The sequence below is a fragment of the Acinetobacter sp. YH12106 genome (genome assembly GCF_013418995.1).
Taxonomy (GTDB): domain Bacteria; phylum Pseudomonadota; class Gammaproteobacteria; order Pseudomonadales; family Moraxellaceae; genus Acinetobacter; species Acinetobacter pseudolwoffii.
This window is the reverse complement of record NZ_VPAV01000002.1, coordinates 278,860-296,959: the sequence shown is the minus strand read 5'-3', so window position 1 is coordinate 296,959 and position 18,100 is coordinate 278,860. Positions and strand designations below refer to the sequence as shown.

At 45.4% G+C, this 18,100-nt stretch carries 11 protein-coding genes; 5 read left to right on the top strand and 6 right to left on the bottom strand.

Annotation, left to right across the window (positions count from 1 at the left end; all coding sequences use genetic code 11):
* The 4 genes from FTU45_RS03760 to pnp all read left to right on the top strand — a co-directional run bounded on the left by FTU45_RS03760 (position 1) and on the right by pnp (position 9,490).
* A complete protein-coding gene (locus FTU45_RS03760; protein ID WP_180075950.1) occupies positions 1–4,122 on the top strand; it encodes a UvrD-helicase domain-containing protein in 4,122 nt (1,373 codons plus the stop codon).
* A 71-nt stretch (positions 4,123–4,193) separates the two neighbouring features.
* The gene (gene recD / locus FTU45_RS03755; protein WP_180075949.1) at positions 4,194–5,975 is read left to right on the top strand and encodes an exodeoxyribonuclease V subunit alpha; all 1,782 of its coding nucleotides are present in this window, start codon (positions 4,194–4,196) and stop codon (positions 5,973–5,975) included.
* Between the two features lie 898 nt (positions 5,976–6,873).
* Positions 6,874–7,143: a 30S ribosomal protein S15 gene (rpsO, locus tag FTU45_RS03750; RefSeq protein ID WP_004637724.1), complete on the top strand. Its 270-nt coding sequence runs from the start codon at positions 6,874–6,876 to the stop codon at positions 7,141–7,143.
* A gap of 259 nt (positions 7,144–7,402) precedes the next feature.
* Entirely contained in the window at positions 7,403–9,490 is a 2,088-nt protein-coding gene (gene pnp / locus FTU45_RS03745; RefSeq protein WP_171063368.1) for a polyribonucleotide nucleotidyltransferase, read from the top strand.
* 211 nt (positions 9,491–9,701) lie between these two features.
* Here the strand turns inward: pnp and FTU45_RS03740 are convergent, their stop codons facing one another.
* From FTU45_RS03740 to FTU45_RS03715, 6 genes are all read right to left on the bottom strand, one after another.
* Positions 9,702–9,965 carry a YdcH family protein gene (locus tag FTU45_RS03740; protein ID WP_005095339.1) on the bottom strand — a complete coding sequence of 88 codons (264 nt, stop codon included), beginning with the start codon at positions 9,963–9,965 and terminating at the stop codon, positions 9,702–9,704.
* A gap of 88 nt (positions 9,966–10,053) precedes the next feature.
* Complete coding sequence (locus FTU45_RS03735) at positions 10,054–10,386, bottom strand: chaperone modulator CbpM (RefSeq protein WP_074383946.1); 333 nt, start codon at positions 10,384–10,386, stop codon at positions 10,054–10,056.
* Between the two features lie 459 nt (positions 10,387–10,845).
* Positions 10,846–11,307, bottom strand: coding sequence for a DUF2147 domain-containing protein (locus FTU45_RS03730; protein WP_005095344.1), 462 nt, complete (start codon positions 11,305–11,307; stop codon positions 10,846–10,848).
* 323 nt (positions 11,308–11,630) lie between these two features.
* Entirely contained in the window at positions 11,631–12,506 is an 876-nt protein-coding gene (locus FTU45_RS03725) for an Hsp33 family molecular chaperone HslO (RefSeq protein ID WP_005095347.1), read from the bottom strand.
* A gap of 50 nt (positions 12,507–12,556) precedes the next feature.
* Positions 12,557–14,410, bottom strand: coding sequence for a cation:proton antiporter (locus tag FTU45_RS03720; protein WP_180001395.1), 1,854 nt, complete (start codon positions 14,408–14,410; stop codon positions 12,557–12,559).
* A gap of 75 nt (positions 14,411–14,485) precedes the next feature.
* Positions 14,486–16,708: a primosomal protein N' gene (locus FTU45_RS03715; RefSeq protein WP_180075948.1), complete on the bottom strand. Its 2,223-nt coding sequence runs from the start codon at positions 16,706–16,708 to the stop codon at positions 14,486–14,488.
* Positions 16,709–16,858: 150 nt separating this feature from the next.
* Between FTU45_RS03715 and gspF the strand changes: the two genes are divergently transcribed.
* Positions 16,859–18,064: a type II secretion system inner membrane protein GspF gene (gspF, locus tag FTU45_RS03710; RefSeq protein ID WP_074383949.1), complete on the top strand. Its 1,206-nt coding sequence runs from the start codon at positions 16,859–16,861 to the stop codon at positions 18,062–18,064.
* The last annotated feature ends 36 nt before the right edge of the window (positions 18,065–18,100 follow it).

The window sequence follows — 18,100 nt, the reverse complement described above, 5'->3', positions numbered from 1 at the left end:
ATGACCGTGTTAAAGCAGCAGATGCAAAAAGCCATTTCTACCAATCCGATTCAGGACATGACGTTCCGGGGCTTACACTGGATTGAGGCCTCGGCAGGCACCGGCAAGACCTATACTTTATCCAGTTTGATGGTGCGGATTTTTCTGGATCAGTATTATCCGCATCAGGTGATTGCAACCACCTTCACCCGCAAGGCAACGGCCGAACTGAAAAACCGGGTACGGCTGCGGGTCGAAGAAACTTTGGCCTATATCCAGCGTCATCAGCAGCTCAATTCTGTGGAAATTGCAGCGAAGATTCAGAGCGAAACTGATCCTTTATTTCAGCAGGTATTGAAAGATTATGGCACACGGATGGACTATGCCCGTCGCCGCTTGCGTCTGATACTGAACCAGCTGGATGAACTGTTTGTCGGGACGCTGGACAGCTTTAGCCAGAAACTGTTACGTGAATTTGCTTTTGAAAGTGGCAAGATTGAACGTGCTGAACTGACCGAAGATCAGGATTTATATATCCAGCAACTGATTCATGATGTGCTGCGTGACTGGATTCAGCAGCAGCCACAATATATGGTCAATCATTTGTATGTGCAGAATCTGCTGAAACCGGTCGAGCATTATACCGGGCTGGTTCGGGATGCTCTGAATTTTAGCAAGCAGCAATTCCAGAAGGTCGAGCCGGCTGAATGTGATCTAGGTAAATTAGAAGCCTGTATTACCCAATTATTGAATATTCATGAGCATGATCTCGAAGTCATGCGGCGCTATTGTCAGGAAAGTCCAAAGTATTTTCACAAGAGTTTTTTGACCAAGTTAACCGACGTTTGTGAAAACTTTATGACCTGGAGCGCAGCCCTAAAAACTCAGGGTGGCATGAGTTTCTTTGATGCGGAATTGCAACCGATTTTACTGAATCTGTGCCATTTACGCCGTAAAAAAACTGATTTCCAGCCGACCACTCAGGTTTTTAGCAAGAGCTGTCCGGAAGCGGAGCAGCAGCTGATTTTGCAACACAGCCTGATTGTGGCAATTGATGCACTGTGTGAGGTCAAACAGGATCTGGATGAGCAGTTGAAGCAGCTCACGACCTATCTGGAATTTCATATTATTCAAAGTGTGCAAACTCGTTTGCCGCAAACCCTGCAACAGCAGGGTGAAACGACTTTTTCCCAGCAAATCCGCACACTGGCAGAAGCACTGCAAGGACAACAAGGCCAGCGCTTTGCCCAGTTTGTACAGGCACGTTATCCGCTGATTCTGGTGGATGAATTTCAGGACACCAATCAGGATCAGGATGACCTGCTGGCCAAGATCTGGCGGGATGCCAGCCGGGTTCAATCCGGCTGCATGATTATGGTCGGCGATCCGAAACAGGCGATTTATGGTTTCCGTGGTGGCGACATGCTGACCTATAACAAGGCACATGCTGACGTGCGGCAGAAGCAGGGCCGCGAATATACCCTGATGCAGAACCATCGTTCGGTCAAAGCGCTGGTCGAAGTGGTCGATGCTTTATTTCAATGCCAGATGGATTTTGGTGAACAGGTGCAGTACACCCTGATTCAGGCCGGTAGTCGGCCACATCCGGATCTCATCGATAGCGCTGTCTGCAATCCGCAGCCCTTACGCTGGATTCAGTTGGGTGAGTCGGATGTAGAAGCCGATCAGGTGGCCTGGAAAATCCGTGCACTCCTCAATCAGTCTGCTCAACAGCAGTTATATTTTCAGCAGCAGAACAGTATTCAAAGCCTGAAAGCCGATGATATTGCAGTGCTGGGGTTTGGACATTTTTCCCTTGAGCAGGTCAAGCAGCGCCTACAGCGTATGGGTATTCCTTGTTATAAAGAGTCCAAACAAAGTGTTTTTGCCAGTGCTATTGCGCAGGATGTCGCGGCCGTCTTGACTGCAATCATGGATCCTTTTAATGAATCCAAGGTCAAACGTGCCTTACTGACCCGCCTGCTGGGCTTCAACCTGAAAAAACTGATTGAGTTACAGGCGCAGAGTGAAGGGCTCAGTCGCTATATTGCCGATCTGGATGCAATTCGGGAAATGTGGTTCGAAAAAGGTTTTCTCACGGCATGGAATTATGCCTTAAACCTGTTTCAGGTCTGGACTCATCTGGTGGCCAGTCAAAGTCTGGATAATGAACGGGTGGTTGTGAATTTGCGTCATCTGACTGAAATTCTGAGCCAGCAAAGTGAATATTATCAGGGTGCCCAAAAACTCTATCACTGGTATTTGCGTCAGTTACAGTCCCCTTCAGGCAAAGACAATGAAAAAGAACGCAAGCTGTCTGGTGATCATGGGGTACAGCTGATGACCATCCATGCCTCTAAAGGGCTGGAATTTAAAGTGGTATTTTTATTGGGCGCAGATGCTGCTTTTGATGTAAATAAAGGCAACTTGAACTTTTCATTAAGTGGCACACTGTCTGAAAGTATTTTAGAACAATCCCGGGTGATTGCAGTCAATCATAAGCATTTGCACGAGCAGGCGATTTTACAGAATGCAGCGCGTAATGCAGCGGAAAATCACCGGCTTTGGTATGTGGCGCTGACCCGTGCCAGTCATCGGGTGTATGCCATGTTGCAAGACCACGCTTCACAATCCGATTCGGGCTTGGCGTTCTGGCGTGGCCAGGGCGATGCCATCTTCGAACATGCTTTAACTCTGGTCGAGCAGCCGCTGTCTCAGGAACCGGCACGTCTGGTCGAGCAGTCACACCATCATAAGATCGACATGCTGGCGCAACCTTTGCCAGAGCGACAGTTCTATCCACGCACCAAAACCAGTTTTACCGCATTGTCGCAACACCAGTCACATGCGCCAGTTTTGCAGGATGATCTGGTCAATGCACAGGAACACCCGGATAGTGCAGCGGATGAAATCAATCTGAATGCTTTAGCAGATCAGCCGGCTGTCACACCGCTAGACTGGATCAAGCTGAATTTCCCCAAAGGTACGGTGGCCGGGACTTTCTTGCACAGTATTTTTGAACATATCAATTTTCAGGATAGCAGTTACTGGAATCTGGAAATTCGCCGTCGTTTTAAAAATACTGCACCGCAAATCTGGCAAGAACTGAAAGAAAAATTTGAACAGGCCTTCCAGTTGCGTACTGTGCTGGAGCAGACCTTTGCGCCGCATTATCAGGCCGCAGCGGTGAATCTGCGTAGCCTTTTTCAAGCCGCAGCGCAGGCAAATTTCAAAGCAGATGAGTTGCAACAGAGTATGCAACGCGTTTTGTCCAGCCTGAACTATAAATTGCTGAGCGGCATTCGCCTGCATGATCAGAGCCAAGCTTATCGTCAACAATGGCGACAGTTATTTCAATCGGCACAGCAAGACCGATCAGCCTTGGTGGTTTTTTTAAGCCAGTTTGAGCGTTATTTCACCGAGCTGGATGATGACAGCTTTATCCTGTTTTTTGAACAGGAAATGGCCCAGATTGCACACCTTGCAAGTCCTGAACAGCTCAATGTCGAAAGCATATTCCAGACTGCTTTAGATGGATTGCTTGATGAAATTAGGGAAGATATTTTACTCAATCTGATGCATGACTGGGTGCATGATATTCTGGTCACTCCGATTCAGGCAGATTTTGTTTTGGCACAACTGGGTGATCAACAGTATCTGTCAGAGTTCCCTTTCTATCTGTCACTCACCGATGCGCCTTTGCAGATCCGACAAATTCATCAGCTCTTTGTTGAACATGACATTGTCATGAGCGATTTTAATGAAGCCAAATCGGCACGTTATCTGACCGGTTCCATCGATCTGGTGTATTTCGATGGCCAGCGCTACCATATTGCCGATTATAAAAGTAACTTTCTCGGCCCAGATCAACAGCATTATACCGCTGAGGCGATTCAGCAGAATATGAGCCAGTCCAGTTACTGGTTGCAGGCAGCCTTGTATCTGGTGGCCCTGCATCGTTATCTGAACGCAAATATGCAGGCGTATTCAATGCAGCAGCATCTGGGCGGCGCAAGCTATTTATATTTACGCGGTATGCACGGGCAGATGGAACAAGGTGTATATCACTGGCAACCAGACATCGAATTCGTTGAAAAACTGGATCAGATTTTGGGCTATTTTGAGCAGAAAAAAACAGCATAATTTTGCTGCCTGATAAAATATATAGAGATTAAACAGAAAATTATCCTGTGGATAACTTTGAGGATAACTGTGTGGAAAATGAGCAGAATCACGTGTCGCAACAAAACGCCAGTTTGATGGCCTGGATTGACTATTTATGTCAGCCTCCATTTAGCTCGGCTACATTTGATCCGGCAGCAAAATTACTGATTCAGCAATTGCTTGAGGCGATGCAGGCCGGCGATAGCTGCATTGAAGCGCTTCCTCAACAAATGGCATTATTGCATAATCTGGTGCGTGATCATGCTCAGCAAGGCACGGGTATTGCCCCCTTGGTGTTTGAAGATCAGCATTTATATCTGTACCGCTACTGGCAGCTGGAACAGGCAGTGGCAACGCATATAGCACGAATCAAGACCCAGTCTATTGCAGCCCTGGAGTTAACAGCACGTGACCGCAGTCTGCTCTCAGATCCACAGCAGCAAAAAGCCCTGCAAATGGTGGCAGAGCAAGCCTTCAGTATTATTACTGGCGGGCCGGGAACCGGTAAAACTTATACGCTGGCGCATATTATTGCAGTTTTATATGATGCGCTGCCGAATATCCGGATTGCCATGGCCGCGCCGACCGGAAAGGCTGCACAGCGGATGAAAGAAGCGCTGCAAAAAGCCTTACAGACTGAAGTTTTGCAGCAGTTTGAAATAGCTGCACTACAACAGTTACAACCCGTGACCCTGCATCGTTTATTGGGATTGGGCACGCGCGGACAGCCACGTTTTCATGCCAAACAGCCTTTGCCCTATGACGTAATTGTGGTCGATGAAGCCTCGATGCTGGATTTAAGTCTGTCACAGATGTTGCTGGCCGCTGTACCATCTCAGGCACGTCTGATTTTACTTGGCGATGCAGACCAGTTGGCTTCTGTGGATGTCGGCACCGTTCTGGCAGATCTGCAACAGGTTGCGACTTTGCAGGATAATCGGGTCAACTTAATTACCACACGACGTTTTAAAGCAGGGGCCAAGATTGGGGCAATGGCTGATTTTATTCAGCGGCATCATGAAGCTGCCAATGTCCTGCAAAAATTTGAGCAGCAGATTGTCACTGCCAGTGAATTACAAGCCATCACCTTGGATCGGGTTGAGATTGACCAGCTCCAGTTGCAATATTTAGCGCCTAGTGCTGAACAGACGGCCACTACATTGAATCAATATTATGACCAGTTGATGTATGGTTATCAGGCCTATACACAGGCTGTCAAAAATAAGCAAGGCTTAGATAATTTCGAGCAATATGTACAACAGGTGGTGAGATCATTTGATGATTACCGTATTTTAACTGCGATTCGTTCTGGCGATCTGGGCTTATTCAAAATCAATCTACAGATTGAACAACGCTTTTTAGCCGCTCAAGGTCAACTGAAGCAGGGTGACTGGTATGTCGGGCGGCCGGTCATGATGACCTATAACGATTATCAACTGGGTTTGTCCAATGGTGATATTGGCATCTGTTTTTTACGTGAGCAGTCTGGTCAGTGCCAGTTTGAAGTCTATTTTCCGAGTCTGGAAAAATGGGTCTTGGCCACCCGTTTGCCAAAGAGTATAGAAACCGCTTTTGCACTGACCATTCACAAATCTCAAGGTTCAGAATTTGCACATACCGCAGTGGTGCTGGATCAATATGCGCAAAATCTATTAAGTAAAGAGTTGATTTATACTGCAATTACCCGTGCTAAAAAAGTGGTCAGTTTATTGGTAGATTGTGACGCTTTTACACAAGCCTTATGCGTACGAACCACACGTAAAAGTGGTTTAAGTCAAAAAATACTTGAACAATCTACTAGTTTATTGGCAAAAAATAATCAGATCTTGTAGGTAAAAGCTTACACGGATTCAAGAAATTGCCGCATAGAGCTTTTAATCAGTTTTTGAGAAGATTGGTCATACAAAATAACTCAACACGGAAAGTTGAGCATAATCGTATAATTATAAAAAGAATGTCAGTAGACAGCGAACTTACAGTGAGGTAAGTAAAAAGAGGAAACTTACAGCCGCTAAGCCTTGTAGTTTTGGGAGAGACTACAAGGCTTTTTTATATTTAATTAATTTATATTTCAAAATACTAGATATTTACCTTAATTCTAAAGTTGGATATTGTTGTGGAATGGCTGGATTTAAGCGAATTAGGTTAAATAAAGTGGTATTAATGTAATATTATGCAACTTTTAGGCTAGTTATTGTACGAAATAGCTTACAGCAAGATACGCTAAATGCCTCTACTTGTCTTTGTAGAATATGGCAAAATCTACCACACAAGGAAGGTGATTTTTCAACAGGATGTTTGAAAATAATAACAAGCGTAAAACGCTATAAAAAACACAATAAATAATAATGATAAGAGAAAGAACTACAGCGCCAAAAAGCCCGACTAAACTCGGGCTTTTTTTTATCCATTTTTTATTCAGACAGACGACGGTACATTAAAACAATAGAAAAAGCGTTCTAATTGCTTAGGTCGATTTCTCTATTTAAGTGGTCTAGACGATCTCGCTTAAAACAGTACAGATCTTGAATAACTCAGGATCAATGGACAACAGCTTCGCTTTAAATAAATCACCGATTGAAAACATTTAAAAGTGCTGATCTATTTTTGCAATTTGGCGCATTTTCCCTTAAAATATACAACTTGCTGTAGTGATGCACGGCAGTCAAAGTTTTGAATTCTCATTACATTGATTTTTATCAAAATATATAAGCATCTCGGAGAAATCGAATGGCTTTAACTAACGCAGATCGCGCAGAGATCATTGCTAAATTCGCACGCGCTGAAAACGACACTGGTTCACCAGAAGTTCAAGTAGCTCTTTTGACTGCTCAAATCAATGACTTACAAGGTCACTTCAAAGAGCACAAACACGACCACCATAGCCGTCGCGGTCTAATCCGTATGGTTAACCAACGTCGTAAGCTGCTTGACTACCTAAATGGTAAAGACCACGGTCGTTATGTAGCATTGATCGGTGCTTTAGGTTTACGTCGTTAATTCGATTTAAACTTTATTTTCGGGTTATTGCATGCTTTGTGCTTTATTGCTGAAAACTAAAGTCGGTTTAGCTTTTGGCTAGGCCAGTGGAAGGGGCGAATGTTTCGCTCCTTCTTTGTGTTTAAAAATAGTATTTAATCTGGTGAGGTCGGCTTCTAAGCTTTGTCATTTGTTCGTCTATATGGTCGTGAATGCCAAACCTTAGGGGTCTCCACTAGAATAATTGTTCACAAGAACTAGGAAAAAATAAAACATGTCGATGTTTAATATTATTCGTAAAGAATTCCAATTCGGTCAACACAACGTGATTCTTGAAACAGGTCGCGTTGCACGTCAAGCAAACACTGTTGTGATCACCATGGGCGGCGTACAGGTTCTTGTTGCTGTTGTAGCGCAACCTAAAGCAAAAGCCGGTCAAGACTTCTTCCCATTGACTGTTAACTACCAAGAAAAGCAATATGCTGCAGGTCGTATCCCGGGTGGTTATGGTAAGCGTGAAGGCCGTCAGTCTGAAGCTGAAACTTTAATTTCACGTCTGATCGACCGTCCAATTCGTCCATTGTTCCCAGAAGGTTACTTCAACGAAATTCAAGTGACTGCAACAGTAATTTCATCTGACAAAACCATGGATGCTGACATTGCTGCAATGCTGGGTACTTCTGCTGCATTGTCGATTGCAGGTACGCCTTTCCGTGGTCCAATCGGCGGCGCTCGCGTTGGTTTGATCAACGGTGAATACATCCTGAACCCGAACCACGAACAGTTAAAAGAGTCTGATCTTGATCTGGTTGTTGCAGGTACTGAAGCTGCAGTATTGATGGTTGAATCTGAAGCGAAAGAACTTTCAGAAGACCAAATGCTGGGCGCTGTATTGTTCGGTCATGACGAAATGCAAATCGCGATTCAAGCGATCAAAGAATTTGCTGCAGCAGCTGGCGCAGTGGAGTCAACTTGGGTTGCTCCAAGCAAAAATGAAGCGCTTCTTGGTCAATTAAAAGATGCATTCGAAGCGAAAATCTCTGAAGCCTACACAATTGCTGTGAAACAAGATCGTTATGCAGCACTTGATGCACTTCACGCAGAAGCGGTTGCTCAGTTCGTTCCTGAAGAAGATGAAACAGGTATTGCTGACGAAGTAAACGAACTCTTCGAAGATCTTAAATACCGCACGGTTCGTGACAACATCTTGTCTGGTAAGCCACGTATTGATGGTCGTGATACCAAAACTGTTCGTGCAATCGATGTACAAGTGGGCGTGTTAGGCCGTGCACACGGTTCTGCATTGTTCACACGTGGTGAAACTCAGGCGTTGGTCACAACAACTTTGGGTAACACGCGTGATGCGTTGATGGTTGATACCCTTGCAGGTACTAAAACTGACAACTTCATGCTTCACTACAACTTCCCTGCATACTCTGTAGGCGAAACGGGTCGTGAATCTGGTCCTAAGCGTCGTGAAATCGGTCACGGTCGTCTAGCACGTCGTGGTGTTCAAGCAGTTCTTCCTGCAGCTGACCGCTTCCCGTACGTGATCCGTATCGTATCTGACATCACAGAATCGAACGGTTCATCTTCAATGGCTTCTGTATGTGGTGCTTCTCTATCACTTATGGATGCAGGTGTTCCACTTAAAGCACCAGTTGCGGGTATTGCAATGGGTCTAGTAAAAGAAGGCGAGCGTTTCGCAGTTCTTTCTGACATCCTGGGTGATGAAGATCATCTTGGCGACATGGACTTTAAAGTCGCAGGTTCTGCAAACGGTATTACTGCACTGCAAATGGACATCAAGATCGAAGGGATTACTGAAGAGATCATGGAGTCTGCATTGAACCAGGCTTATGCCGGTCGTATGCACATTCTTAATGAGATGAACCAAGTAATTTCACGCGCTCGTCCTGAAATTTCGATGCATGCACCAACATTCCAAGTGATCAACATCAACCCGGACAAAATCCGTGATGTAATCGGTAAAGGCGGCGCGACGATTCGTGCGATTACTGAAGAAACGAAAGCTGCAATCGATATCGAAGATAACGGTACAGTTCGCGTATTCGGTGAAACTAAAGCGGCAGCCGCTGCTGCAGTTGCGAAGATTCAAGCATTAACTGCTGAGATCGAACCAGGTACAATTTACGTGGGTAAAGTGATTCGTATCGTTGAATTCGGTGCGTTCGTGAATATTCTTCCGGGTACTGATGGTTTACTTCATATCTCTCAAATCTCGAACGAACGCATTGCGAACGTTGCAGATGTATTGAAAGAAGGTCAAGAAGTGAAGGTACAGGTTGCAGACGTTGACAACCGTGGCCGTATCAAATTGACCATGAAAGACATCGAACAAGTTTAATCTACTGAATATTCCCATGAGTTAGCTCATGGGAATGAAATATCAAAAGCCCTGAGCTTGATCAAAGTGCTTACTTTGGCTGTTCAGGGCTTTTTTTATGCTTCGGAAAATCTCCGCACATCTGGCCAAAATGTTTGAATCGGCCCACAGGCTGTCAACGATTGTCGCACGATGGTATTGAACGATCTGAGTCTGTATTAAGCAGTTGATCTTAGGTCAGGGGATCGGCTTCAGAACTTTTTAACAGACGATAAATTTCATCTTTCAATTTTAGCTTTTTACGCTTGATCGCTTCAATATCATTGTTGATATGATTGACCGGGTCGAGTTCAAGCTGACTAATTTTCCTGTCCAGCTCATTATGTTCCTCAAATAATTTGGCAAAGTATGGATTTTCCTCGCGAAGTTGCACAATCAAGTCGCGGTATTCGGGAAACATGTATTTCATTTTTTTATTACAATCTTTGGTTTTCATAGCGCTTTTTATACTCTAATCATCAAATTAAAAATAAATATGCCCTGATCTGCAGCGAAAGATACAGATAGAGAGAGCATCAAAGGACTTACTTAAAATGCAAATGTTTGACCTCGCGGCGTAACTCCTGCACTTCATCGATGAGGTCCAGCATCATCGCGACTGCGGTAAATGACGCATCAAAATCGCGTTGCAGGCGATAGGCGCGTTGTGCACGTGAAATATCCTCACCGAGGAAAGTGCTGGCTGGCGTGATAGGAGAACGATCGGGCAGAATTCCATGTTCAATCAATTGCATGACCCATTCCGGGCTTTGTCCGCATGCTTCTGCGAAGTGGATGAGGTCAAATGAGTGATCGTCCATAATTTCTGACGGGGTATAGTCCTGTGAAAAGCTTTCTTGGTACTGAATTGTAGTCATGGCTCTACTCCTTAAACAGCCAAGTGTGCAAAATTGAGAGAATGAAAAGGTGCTGAAGTAAAACGCTTTCTATTCTTCGGATATGCAGACTCAGAGTGATGACTCAAATGATCACGAGAAAAAAATCGATATGTTCCGGTATTCAATGCCTCAGGAACGCGCGAATAAGAGAAGGTGAAAGTGAACGCTGTTTTTATAGTTTTATGTTTTATTGACCGAGTGTGTTCAAACACTTTCCTGTGTTGAATATACGCTGCCCTATGAGGACGGCAAAGCAGACCTGATGACAGAATTGAACAAGGCTGAAGATTGATCATCATAAATGGATAAAAAATAACCGTCTTTGATCCATTATTATGACTTTAGCTGCGCCAAAACAGTTTTTATTTGTACCTTATTGTTTCAAATCATGACAAAGAAAAAGCCCCTGATACAGAGGCTTTGAAAATCTTTCTGAAATTAATGTTTTATCCAGGTTACACTGCGGCCAATTACTGAGACACCGACATAACCACGCAAGGTTAGACGTTTGCCATTGGCGCTTAGGCGTGCTTTGCCTTTGTAAATTTTGCCACTGATCGGATCAAGCACTTTGCCGTCATGGTATTCACGTGGCTTTTTCGGATCTGCTTTAAAATCCCAGATAAACGGCAGGCCTATAAACGGTTTGTCTTTGAGCTGACCTGGACATTTATGACAGATGCCCATTTTCTCTGCGCCAGGCAAGCTACGTGTTGCGACAATTATTCCTTCATAGCTACCATCCGCTTTCTTACGAACTTCTACATCCGCACGAGAATAGCCTGATTGATCATCAATGGTTTTCCATTTACCCACTAATGGATCTTCATAGGCAAAGGCCAAGCTAGAAACCGCAGCCAAACTTATCCCCATCACTAGAGTGTTCAATAATTTTTTCATAACATACCTGTTAAATTTGATACTGTATTCATTTTAGAATTATTACTCTAATTTATTTTAAAAGCATAATTAAATCAATACTATAAAATGTGATTGTATTCTCATAATTTTTTTAAAACGATGATTATTTGGTCTTTGTTAATGTGAATAGTCTTATAATTTAAATGGGATTTTGAGGTGGGGTTTATCTGAGGATCGGATTCAGTGAATAGGCAGGTTTTCTACTGGAGGTAAATATGCTCTGTTGAGCTTCGTCATGTAAATTTTAAAACATAAAAAAGCACTCCTGAGGAATGCTTTTTTAAACTCATGCTTAGCACCGTTTAGCTTAGATGTTCACCACATAGACCTAAGGCCTCTTCGGCTGTAAAGGTATATTGGCTATTACAGAACTGACAATCCATTTTGATCGGATTCTGGAATTCCAGTGTTTCACGTATTGATTCTACGCCAATCTGTTGTAAGGCCACTGCACAGCGCTCTTTAGAGCAGGTACAGCCAAATTTCAAGGCTTCAGTTTCTGGCAAGCGCACTTCTTCTTCATTATATAAACGGTAAAGAATGTCAGTGGCTTGCAGGCCGATTAGTTCTTCAGTTTTCAAGGTTTCAGTGAGCATGGTCAGACGCGGCCATAAATCTTCATCAACACGGCGCTGTTCTTCTTCACTATTCCGTGGCAATAGCTGAATCAGTAAACCACCGGCGCGCTGATGGTCGCTTGCCAGTACAATGCGCGTTGGAATCTGTGCAGACAGGTCATAATACTGCATGAGGCAGCCAGCCAGATTTTCTTTGTCCAGCGGCACAATACCTTGATAACGCTCACCAAATTCTGGTTCGATATTGATAAACAGCACTGGAGAAACCAGTGACTTTAAGATGGTGCTGCTATCTTCACCCACCAGAAAGTGCGGATCTTCTTCATAGTCCGCCAAAGCGCGAACTTCACCCAAGTGGTTGCATTCAGCCATTGCCCATTTAAATGTGCCTGATGCCTGAATTTGCAGGCTGATACGCCCTTTAATCTTCAAGGTGCTGGCAAGCAGTGCAGTCGCAGTGAGCATTTCACCCAACAGAATCTTGACCGCAGGTGCATAGTCACGTTGCGCTAAAATGGTTTGTAAAGCTTCTTCAAGATGCACCACTTCACCACGAACAGGGCTATCTTCAATAAAAAAGCGTTGGCGTAAATCAGACATAAAATTCTCCATAACCCTGCTTTAATGGTGTCATTATTGTAAAACACAAGTTATGACAGATCATCTCTTAACGCATCAATTCCTGCGCCGTTTGTATCCTGTTGCGGCTGTGTATCTGTTTTTTGAACTTTGTTGCGTTGATCCTGCGCAAACAGATGTTCGAGTTCTGCCAAGCTACTGCGGTGATGTTCATAACTTGCGTGTTGATCCGAATCTAGATGGTATTGACTGTTGAGTAATTTTTCATCATGTGCGCGGAAGTATTCAATCTGTTGCTGACTTTCTTCCGGAGCAGTATTCAACTGGCTTAACAAAGCCTCACTCATTTCCAGTGCTGAAAAGTAGTTTTCACGCCAGATTTTCTCTACACCTAAATCCTGTAACAGATGCACATGATGACGATCACGTGCGCGTACCCATAAACAAGTTTCAGGATAATTCAGCCGGATATACCGCACGATCAGCATCGAATCTTCAATATCATCAATGGCAATAATCACTTGCTGGGCCATCGCAATTCCTGCATGTGCCAAAGTTTCTGGCTCTGTCGCATCGGCCTGATAGAAAGGAATTTGATACTGCGCAAGCAGTTCAGTGGCTGGCACATTGCTGTCCATGACACTAAATGCATGCTGTTGTTGCAGTAAAATCCGGGCAATAATTTGTCCAAAGCGGCCAAATCCAATCAGCAAAATAGGGGGGCTGGCTTGAGGACTGGAATCGGTTTCAAAGGTCGCAGCCAGATGATTGTTTTGATCCAGACGCGGTAAAACCTGACTGTGTAATAACCAGTAAAATGCCGGGCTAAGTAACAATGAGAAACTCACCATCCAGAGCAAGGGAGACAGCAGATTGGCTGCGATGATCTGGTCGGATACCGCAATCACCAGCGCCAGCAAGGCAAACTCGCCACCTTGTGCCAGGCTGGCTGCCAGCAAGCTACTGTTGCGCCAGCTATTTTGATGATAACGCGCCAATACCAAACTGATTGCAAACTTGACCAAGATCAAAGTGAAAGTGCCACCGAGAATGATCCAGAGGAAATTCAACAGATCAGATAGCTGTAATGACATGCCCAGACTGATAAAGGCTAGGCCCATCAATAAGCCCTGAAAAGGCCGAATGGTGCTTTCTACCGCGGGCCGGAAATCTGAATCTGCCAGTAAAATCCCGGCAAATAAAGCGCCAAGAAACAGATTCAGTCCAAGCGTATTCATCAAGAGCAGCAGTGCCAAAGTTACCGCAATCGCCACAATGGCATGCAGTTCGTGACTGCCACTTTTTGCAATCCAGCGATATAGTGGCTGCATCAGATAGCGATTACACAGGAACAAGCCGGTAAAAGTGGTGATCATTGCGGCAAAATAAGCCACTCCGTGTTCGGTCGAGGGAATTCCGCTAAATAAAGGAATGGCGGCAATCACAGGAATGGCCAGCAGGGCATGCAGCAGCAGGATTGAATAGGTCTGTTGACCATAGCTGGTGGCAAACTGTTCCTGATTGTGGAGTTGTTGAATCACCAAGGTCATGGCTGACAGACTGCCAGCAAGTCCAATCACAATACTGGCAAGCAGGCTTTGTTGTAGAAAAATCCAGGCCAGCAGGCTAAAAATCAAGGTACTCATTAGTACCTGCAAAGCAGCCGTCATCCACAGAGATTGACTGATCTGGGCGATGCGTTGTGGTCTGAGTTGCAGCCCGATCCAGAACAGCAGTGCCAACAGGCTGACGTTCATGAAACTGTTCATCAGGTCTGGAGTCTGAATCAGATGCAAAACACCCGGACTTAAGATCATTCCTGTTAACAGATAGCCCAGTACGCTTGGTAGTCTGAGCCTTTTACTCAGTGGCACTATTAACAGTGCGATCACCAAAACTAGTGTTATTTGTAACAGTATCGACATTTTCCTGTCCTAAATTTTATGCTTGATCCAGACGTTGATGCGTATGTCCCGGACATGGACTCAGATGCAATTCTCTTAGCTGAGTTCTTGCGGGTCAATGTCCAGTGTCAGCTTCATGCTGGAAGGTTTGTCCTGCAGCATATTCTGCCACCAGCTGCGCACATAGTAATGCAAACGTGGACGATCTGCTGACAAGAGCACCATATGCGACTGATAGCGCCCAGCCTTACGTTCCATCGGCGCAGGAATTGGCCCCCAGATGTCCAGCGCCAGATCAGGATATTGCCTGAGGAATGCCGCATGTTTCTGTAAGAATTCGGTGTTTTGTGCCTGATCCTTGGATTCGCAGCGAATCAGGATGGCATAACGATAAGGCGGCATCTGGGCAATTTGCCGTTCCTTTAAGGTCTGCTGGGCAAACACACGATAATTTTCATTGACCAAGGTATTCAGCAGGGCATGATCCGGTCTGAGCGTCTGCAAATAGACATCGCCTTTGTGTTCACCACGTCCAGCCCGGCCTGCGACCTGAACGATCAGTTGTGCGGTACGTTCGGTGGCACGGAAATCCACACTGAGCAGACCGGAATCAATATCCAGAATCGCCACCAGCGTCACATAAGGAAAATGATGCCCTTTGGCCAGCATCTGGGTGCCGAGCAGAATCGCGGGTTCACTTTTTTGAATCTTGTCATAGATTTTTTGCCAGCTACCCACCCGGCTGGTGGAATCGCGATCGACCCGAATCACTTCATGATCTGGAAAAAGTTCATTCAGATGTTCTTCGACCTTGCCAGTGCCCATACCCAGTGTGACCAGTTCCTGATGCTGACACTGCGGACAGTGCTCCGGCATCCGGTGAATGGTGCCACAGTGATGGCAATGCAGATGCTGATAAGGCTGGCGATGCACAGTAAAATTGGCATCGCAGTGCGGACATTGTGCCTGCCAGCCACAACTGCCACAAAGCAGGACGGGAGCATAGCCACGGCGGTTTAAAAAGATCAGTACCTGTTCTTTTTTCTCCAGACGCTTTTTGATGTCCTGAATCAATTGCAGACTGATGCCATGCTTTTTCTGTGCCACCTTTAAATCCAGAATATGGATTTTCGGCATTAAGGCTGTGCCGGCACGTTGATTCAGCTCCAGCACCTGCATTTTGCCATATTCAACCAGCGCATAACTGTCAATGCTTGGCGTCGCTGATCCCAGCAGCACTGGACATTGCTGTAAATGGCCGCGGTACAGGGCGACATCGCGGGCATGATAGCGGAAACCTTCCTGCTGCTTAAAAGACAAATCATGTTCTTCATCCAGAATGATCAGACCCAAATTCGGTATGGGGGTATAGATGGCGGAACGTGTGCCGAGGATGATTGAAGCTTTGCCAGTTTCTGCTGCCTGCCAGGCTTGCAGACGTTTTGTATCATTTAGGCCTGAATGCAATAGAGCGATATGACACTGAAAACGCGACTGGAAACGGCTAATCGTTTGCGGGGTCAGACCAATTTCCGGCACCAGCACCAAAATCTGCTTGCCCTGTTTCAGCACCTGTTGCATGATTTGTAGATAGACTTCGGTTTTACCACTGCCGGTCAGACCATCCAGTAAAAAAGCCTGATATTGATTGCGATACTTTAATACCTGATCAATGGCATGTTTCTGTTCAGGATTAGCGGTCAGCGGCATTTGCGCCAATTGCATCGGCTGTGGACTGAAATCTTGTGGCTCCAGCACACAGGTACAAATCTCTTTTTTCTCCAGTGCTTTTAAGGTCGCAGTTTCAATTCCGGCCAAATTCAATACATTTTCAGTGGTGCCAACCGGATGCAGTTTTAAAATCCGGTAGGCTTCCTGCTGCTTTTCCGAACGGCGTATTTTAGCTTCAGCATCAGGGTTCAGAAGTTTCCAGGTGCGGGCCAGCAGGTTATAAGGCTTACCTTGGCGTAACAGCGTTGGCAGGGCACTGTGCACCACTTCACCCATCGGAAACTGATAATACTGTGCCGACCATGTCAACAAACTTAAAACTTTAGGGTCTATGATGGCACGTTCATCCAGCAATTCAGTGACGGGCTTGAGTTTAAAACGTGGGTCGACCGGAGTATCTGCGGAGAGCTTTTCGATAATCACCCCAACCAGATTCTGTCGTCCAAAAGACACCAATACGCGTGCGCCGACCTGGGCCTGCTCAAATTGTTCTGCATTCATACTGTAATCAAAACAATCGAATACATGCACAGGTACAGCAACGCGTACGCGACAAAGTGGACTAGAATCGGTATGAGAATTTTGCATGTCTGGTGCTGGATATCCTGAAGAAATTTCGTCGTGCTTAAAGTTCGATTATGGTAGAGTGAGCAGATAATTTATATCAAAGAATATGAATGATTTCGGTGGTCTGACGCAACAGCGTTAAGCAAAATTTTGGAAAATTAGAGCATTACAATGCCTGCATATCAGTTTATTGCGCTTGATGCTTCAGGAAAGCAGCAAAAAGGCGTGCTGGAGGGGGATTCTGCACGTCAGATCCGGCAACAGTTAAGGGATAAAGCACTTATTCCGGTCTCTGTTGATCCTGTCGAGAAAAAAGACAAACATGATCGGCGGAAATGGTTTGAAAAAAGCATTACCGCTTATGATCTGGCCTTAATGACCCGGCAATTATCTGTCCTGGTCGCCGCCGCGATTCCGCTGGAAGAAGCCATCCGCGCCGTCGGCAAGCAAAGCGAAAAAGTACATGTACAAAATCTGCTGATGTCGGTGCGTTCCAAGGTTCTGGAGGGGCATAGTCTGGCGCAGGGTCTGCAACAGTCCGGGCGGTTTCCAGAATTGTATATTGCCACCATTGCGGCCGGTGAACGTTCCGGGCATCTGGATCTGATTCTGGATCAATTGGCTGACTATACCGAAAACCGTTTTGCCATGCAGAAAAAAATTCAAGGCGCGATGGTCTATCCAATTATTTTGATGCTGATGTCTTTTGCCATCGTGATGGGGCTGATGACTTATGTGGTGCCAGATATCGTCAAGACTTTTGATCAAAGCAAAGATGCCTTACCGTGGATTACGGTCGCCTTGATGAAAGCCAGTGATTTTATTCGTATTGCGTGGCCATTTCTCTTGGTTGGCGGTTTCTTGGGCATCTCCCTGCTGATACGATTCTTAAGAACCACAGCCGGGCATTATGCCTTCGACCGTTTAACCCTGAAACTGCCTTTATTTGGAAAATTATCACGCGGGATTAATGCCGCACGTTTTGCCAGTACCTTATCCATTTTGACCCAGTCAGGCGTGCCTCTGGTCGATGCCCTACGGATTGGCGCTGCAGTCAGTAATAACTGGGTGATTCGTGATGCGGTCAATCTGGCAGCGGAAAAAGTCACCGAAGGCGGCAACCTGGCAACCCAGCTGGAGCGCAGTGGTTATTTTCCGCCGATGATGGTACAAATGATCAAAAGTGGCGAAGCCTCGGGCGAACTGGATCGCATGCTGGAGCGTGCATCACAGATGCAGGATCGGGAAGTCACCACGCTGATTTCGACTTTACTGGCCTTATTGGAACCTTTAATGCTGGTGCTAATGGCCAGTATTGTTTTGGTCATTGTGATTGCGGTGATGCTGCCAATCGTCAATATGAATAATATGATTTAAACAGAATCAAGTTAAAATTCCTGTGGTATTAAAATT

Bases quoted from the DNA above. Each gene is read 5' to 3' on its own strand.
- FTU45_RS03760 (WP_180075950.1), top strand. From the start codon at position 1: ATGACCGTGTTAAAGCAGCAGATGCAAAAAGCCATTTCTACCAATCCG.
- rpsO (WP_004637724.1), top strand. From the start codon at position 6,874: ATGGCTTTAACTAACGCAGATCGCGCAGAGATCATTGCTAAATTCGCA.
- pnp (WP_171063368.1), top strand. From the start codon at position 7,403: ATGTTTAATATTATTCGTAAAGAATTCCAATTCGGTCAACACAACGTG.
- FTU45_RS03740 (WP_005095339.1), bottom strand. From the start codon at position 9,965: ATGAAAACCAAAGATTGTAATAAAAAAATGAAATACATGTTTCCCGAA.
- FTU45_RS03735 (WP_074383946.1), bottom strand. From the start codon at position 10,386: ATGACTACAATTCAGTACCAAGAAAGCTTTTCACAGGACTATACCCCG.
- FTU45_RS03730 (WP_005095344.1), bottom strand. From the start codon at position 11,307: ATGAAAAAATTATTGAACACTCTAGTGATGGGGATAAGTTTGGCTGCG.
- FTU45_RS03725 (WP_005095347.1), bottom strand. From the start codon at position 12,506: ATGTCTGATTTACGCCAACGCTTTTTTATTGAAGATAGCCCTGTTCGT.
- FTU45_RS03720 (WP_180001395.1), bottom strand. From the start codon at position 14,410: ATGTCGATACTGTTACAAATAACACTAGTTTTGGTGATCGCACTGTTA.
- FTU45_RS03715 (WP_180075948.1), bottom strand. From the start codon at position 16,708: ATGCAAAATTCTCATACCGATTCTAGTCCACTTTGTCGCGTACGCGTT.
- gspF (WP_074383949.1), top strand. From the start codon at position 16,859: ATGCCTGCATATCAGTTTATTGCGCTTGATGCTTCAGGAAAGCAGCAA.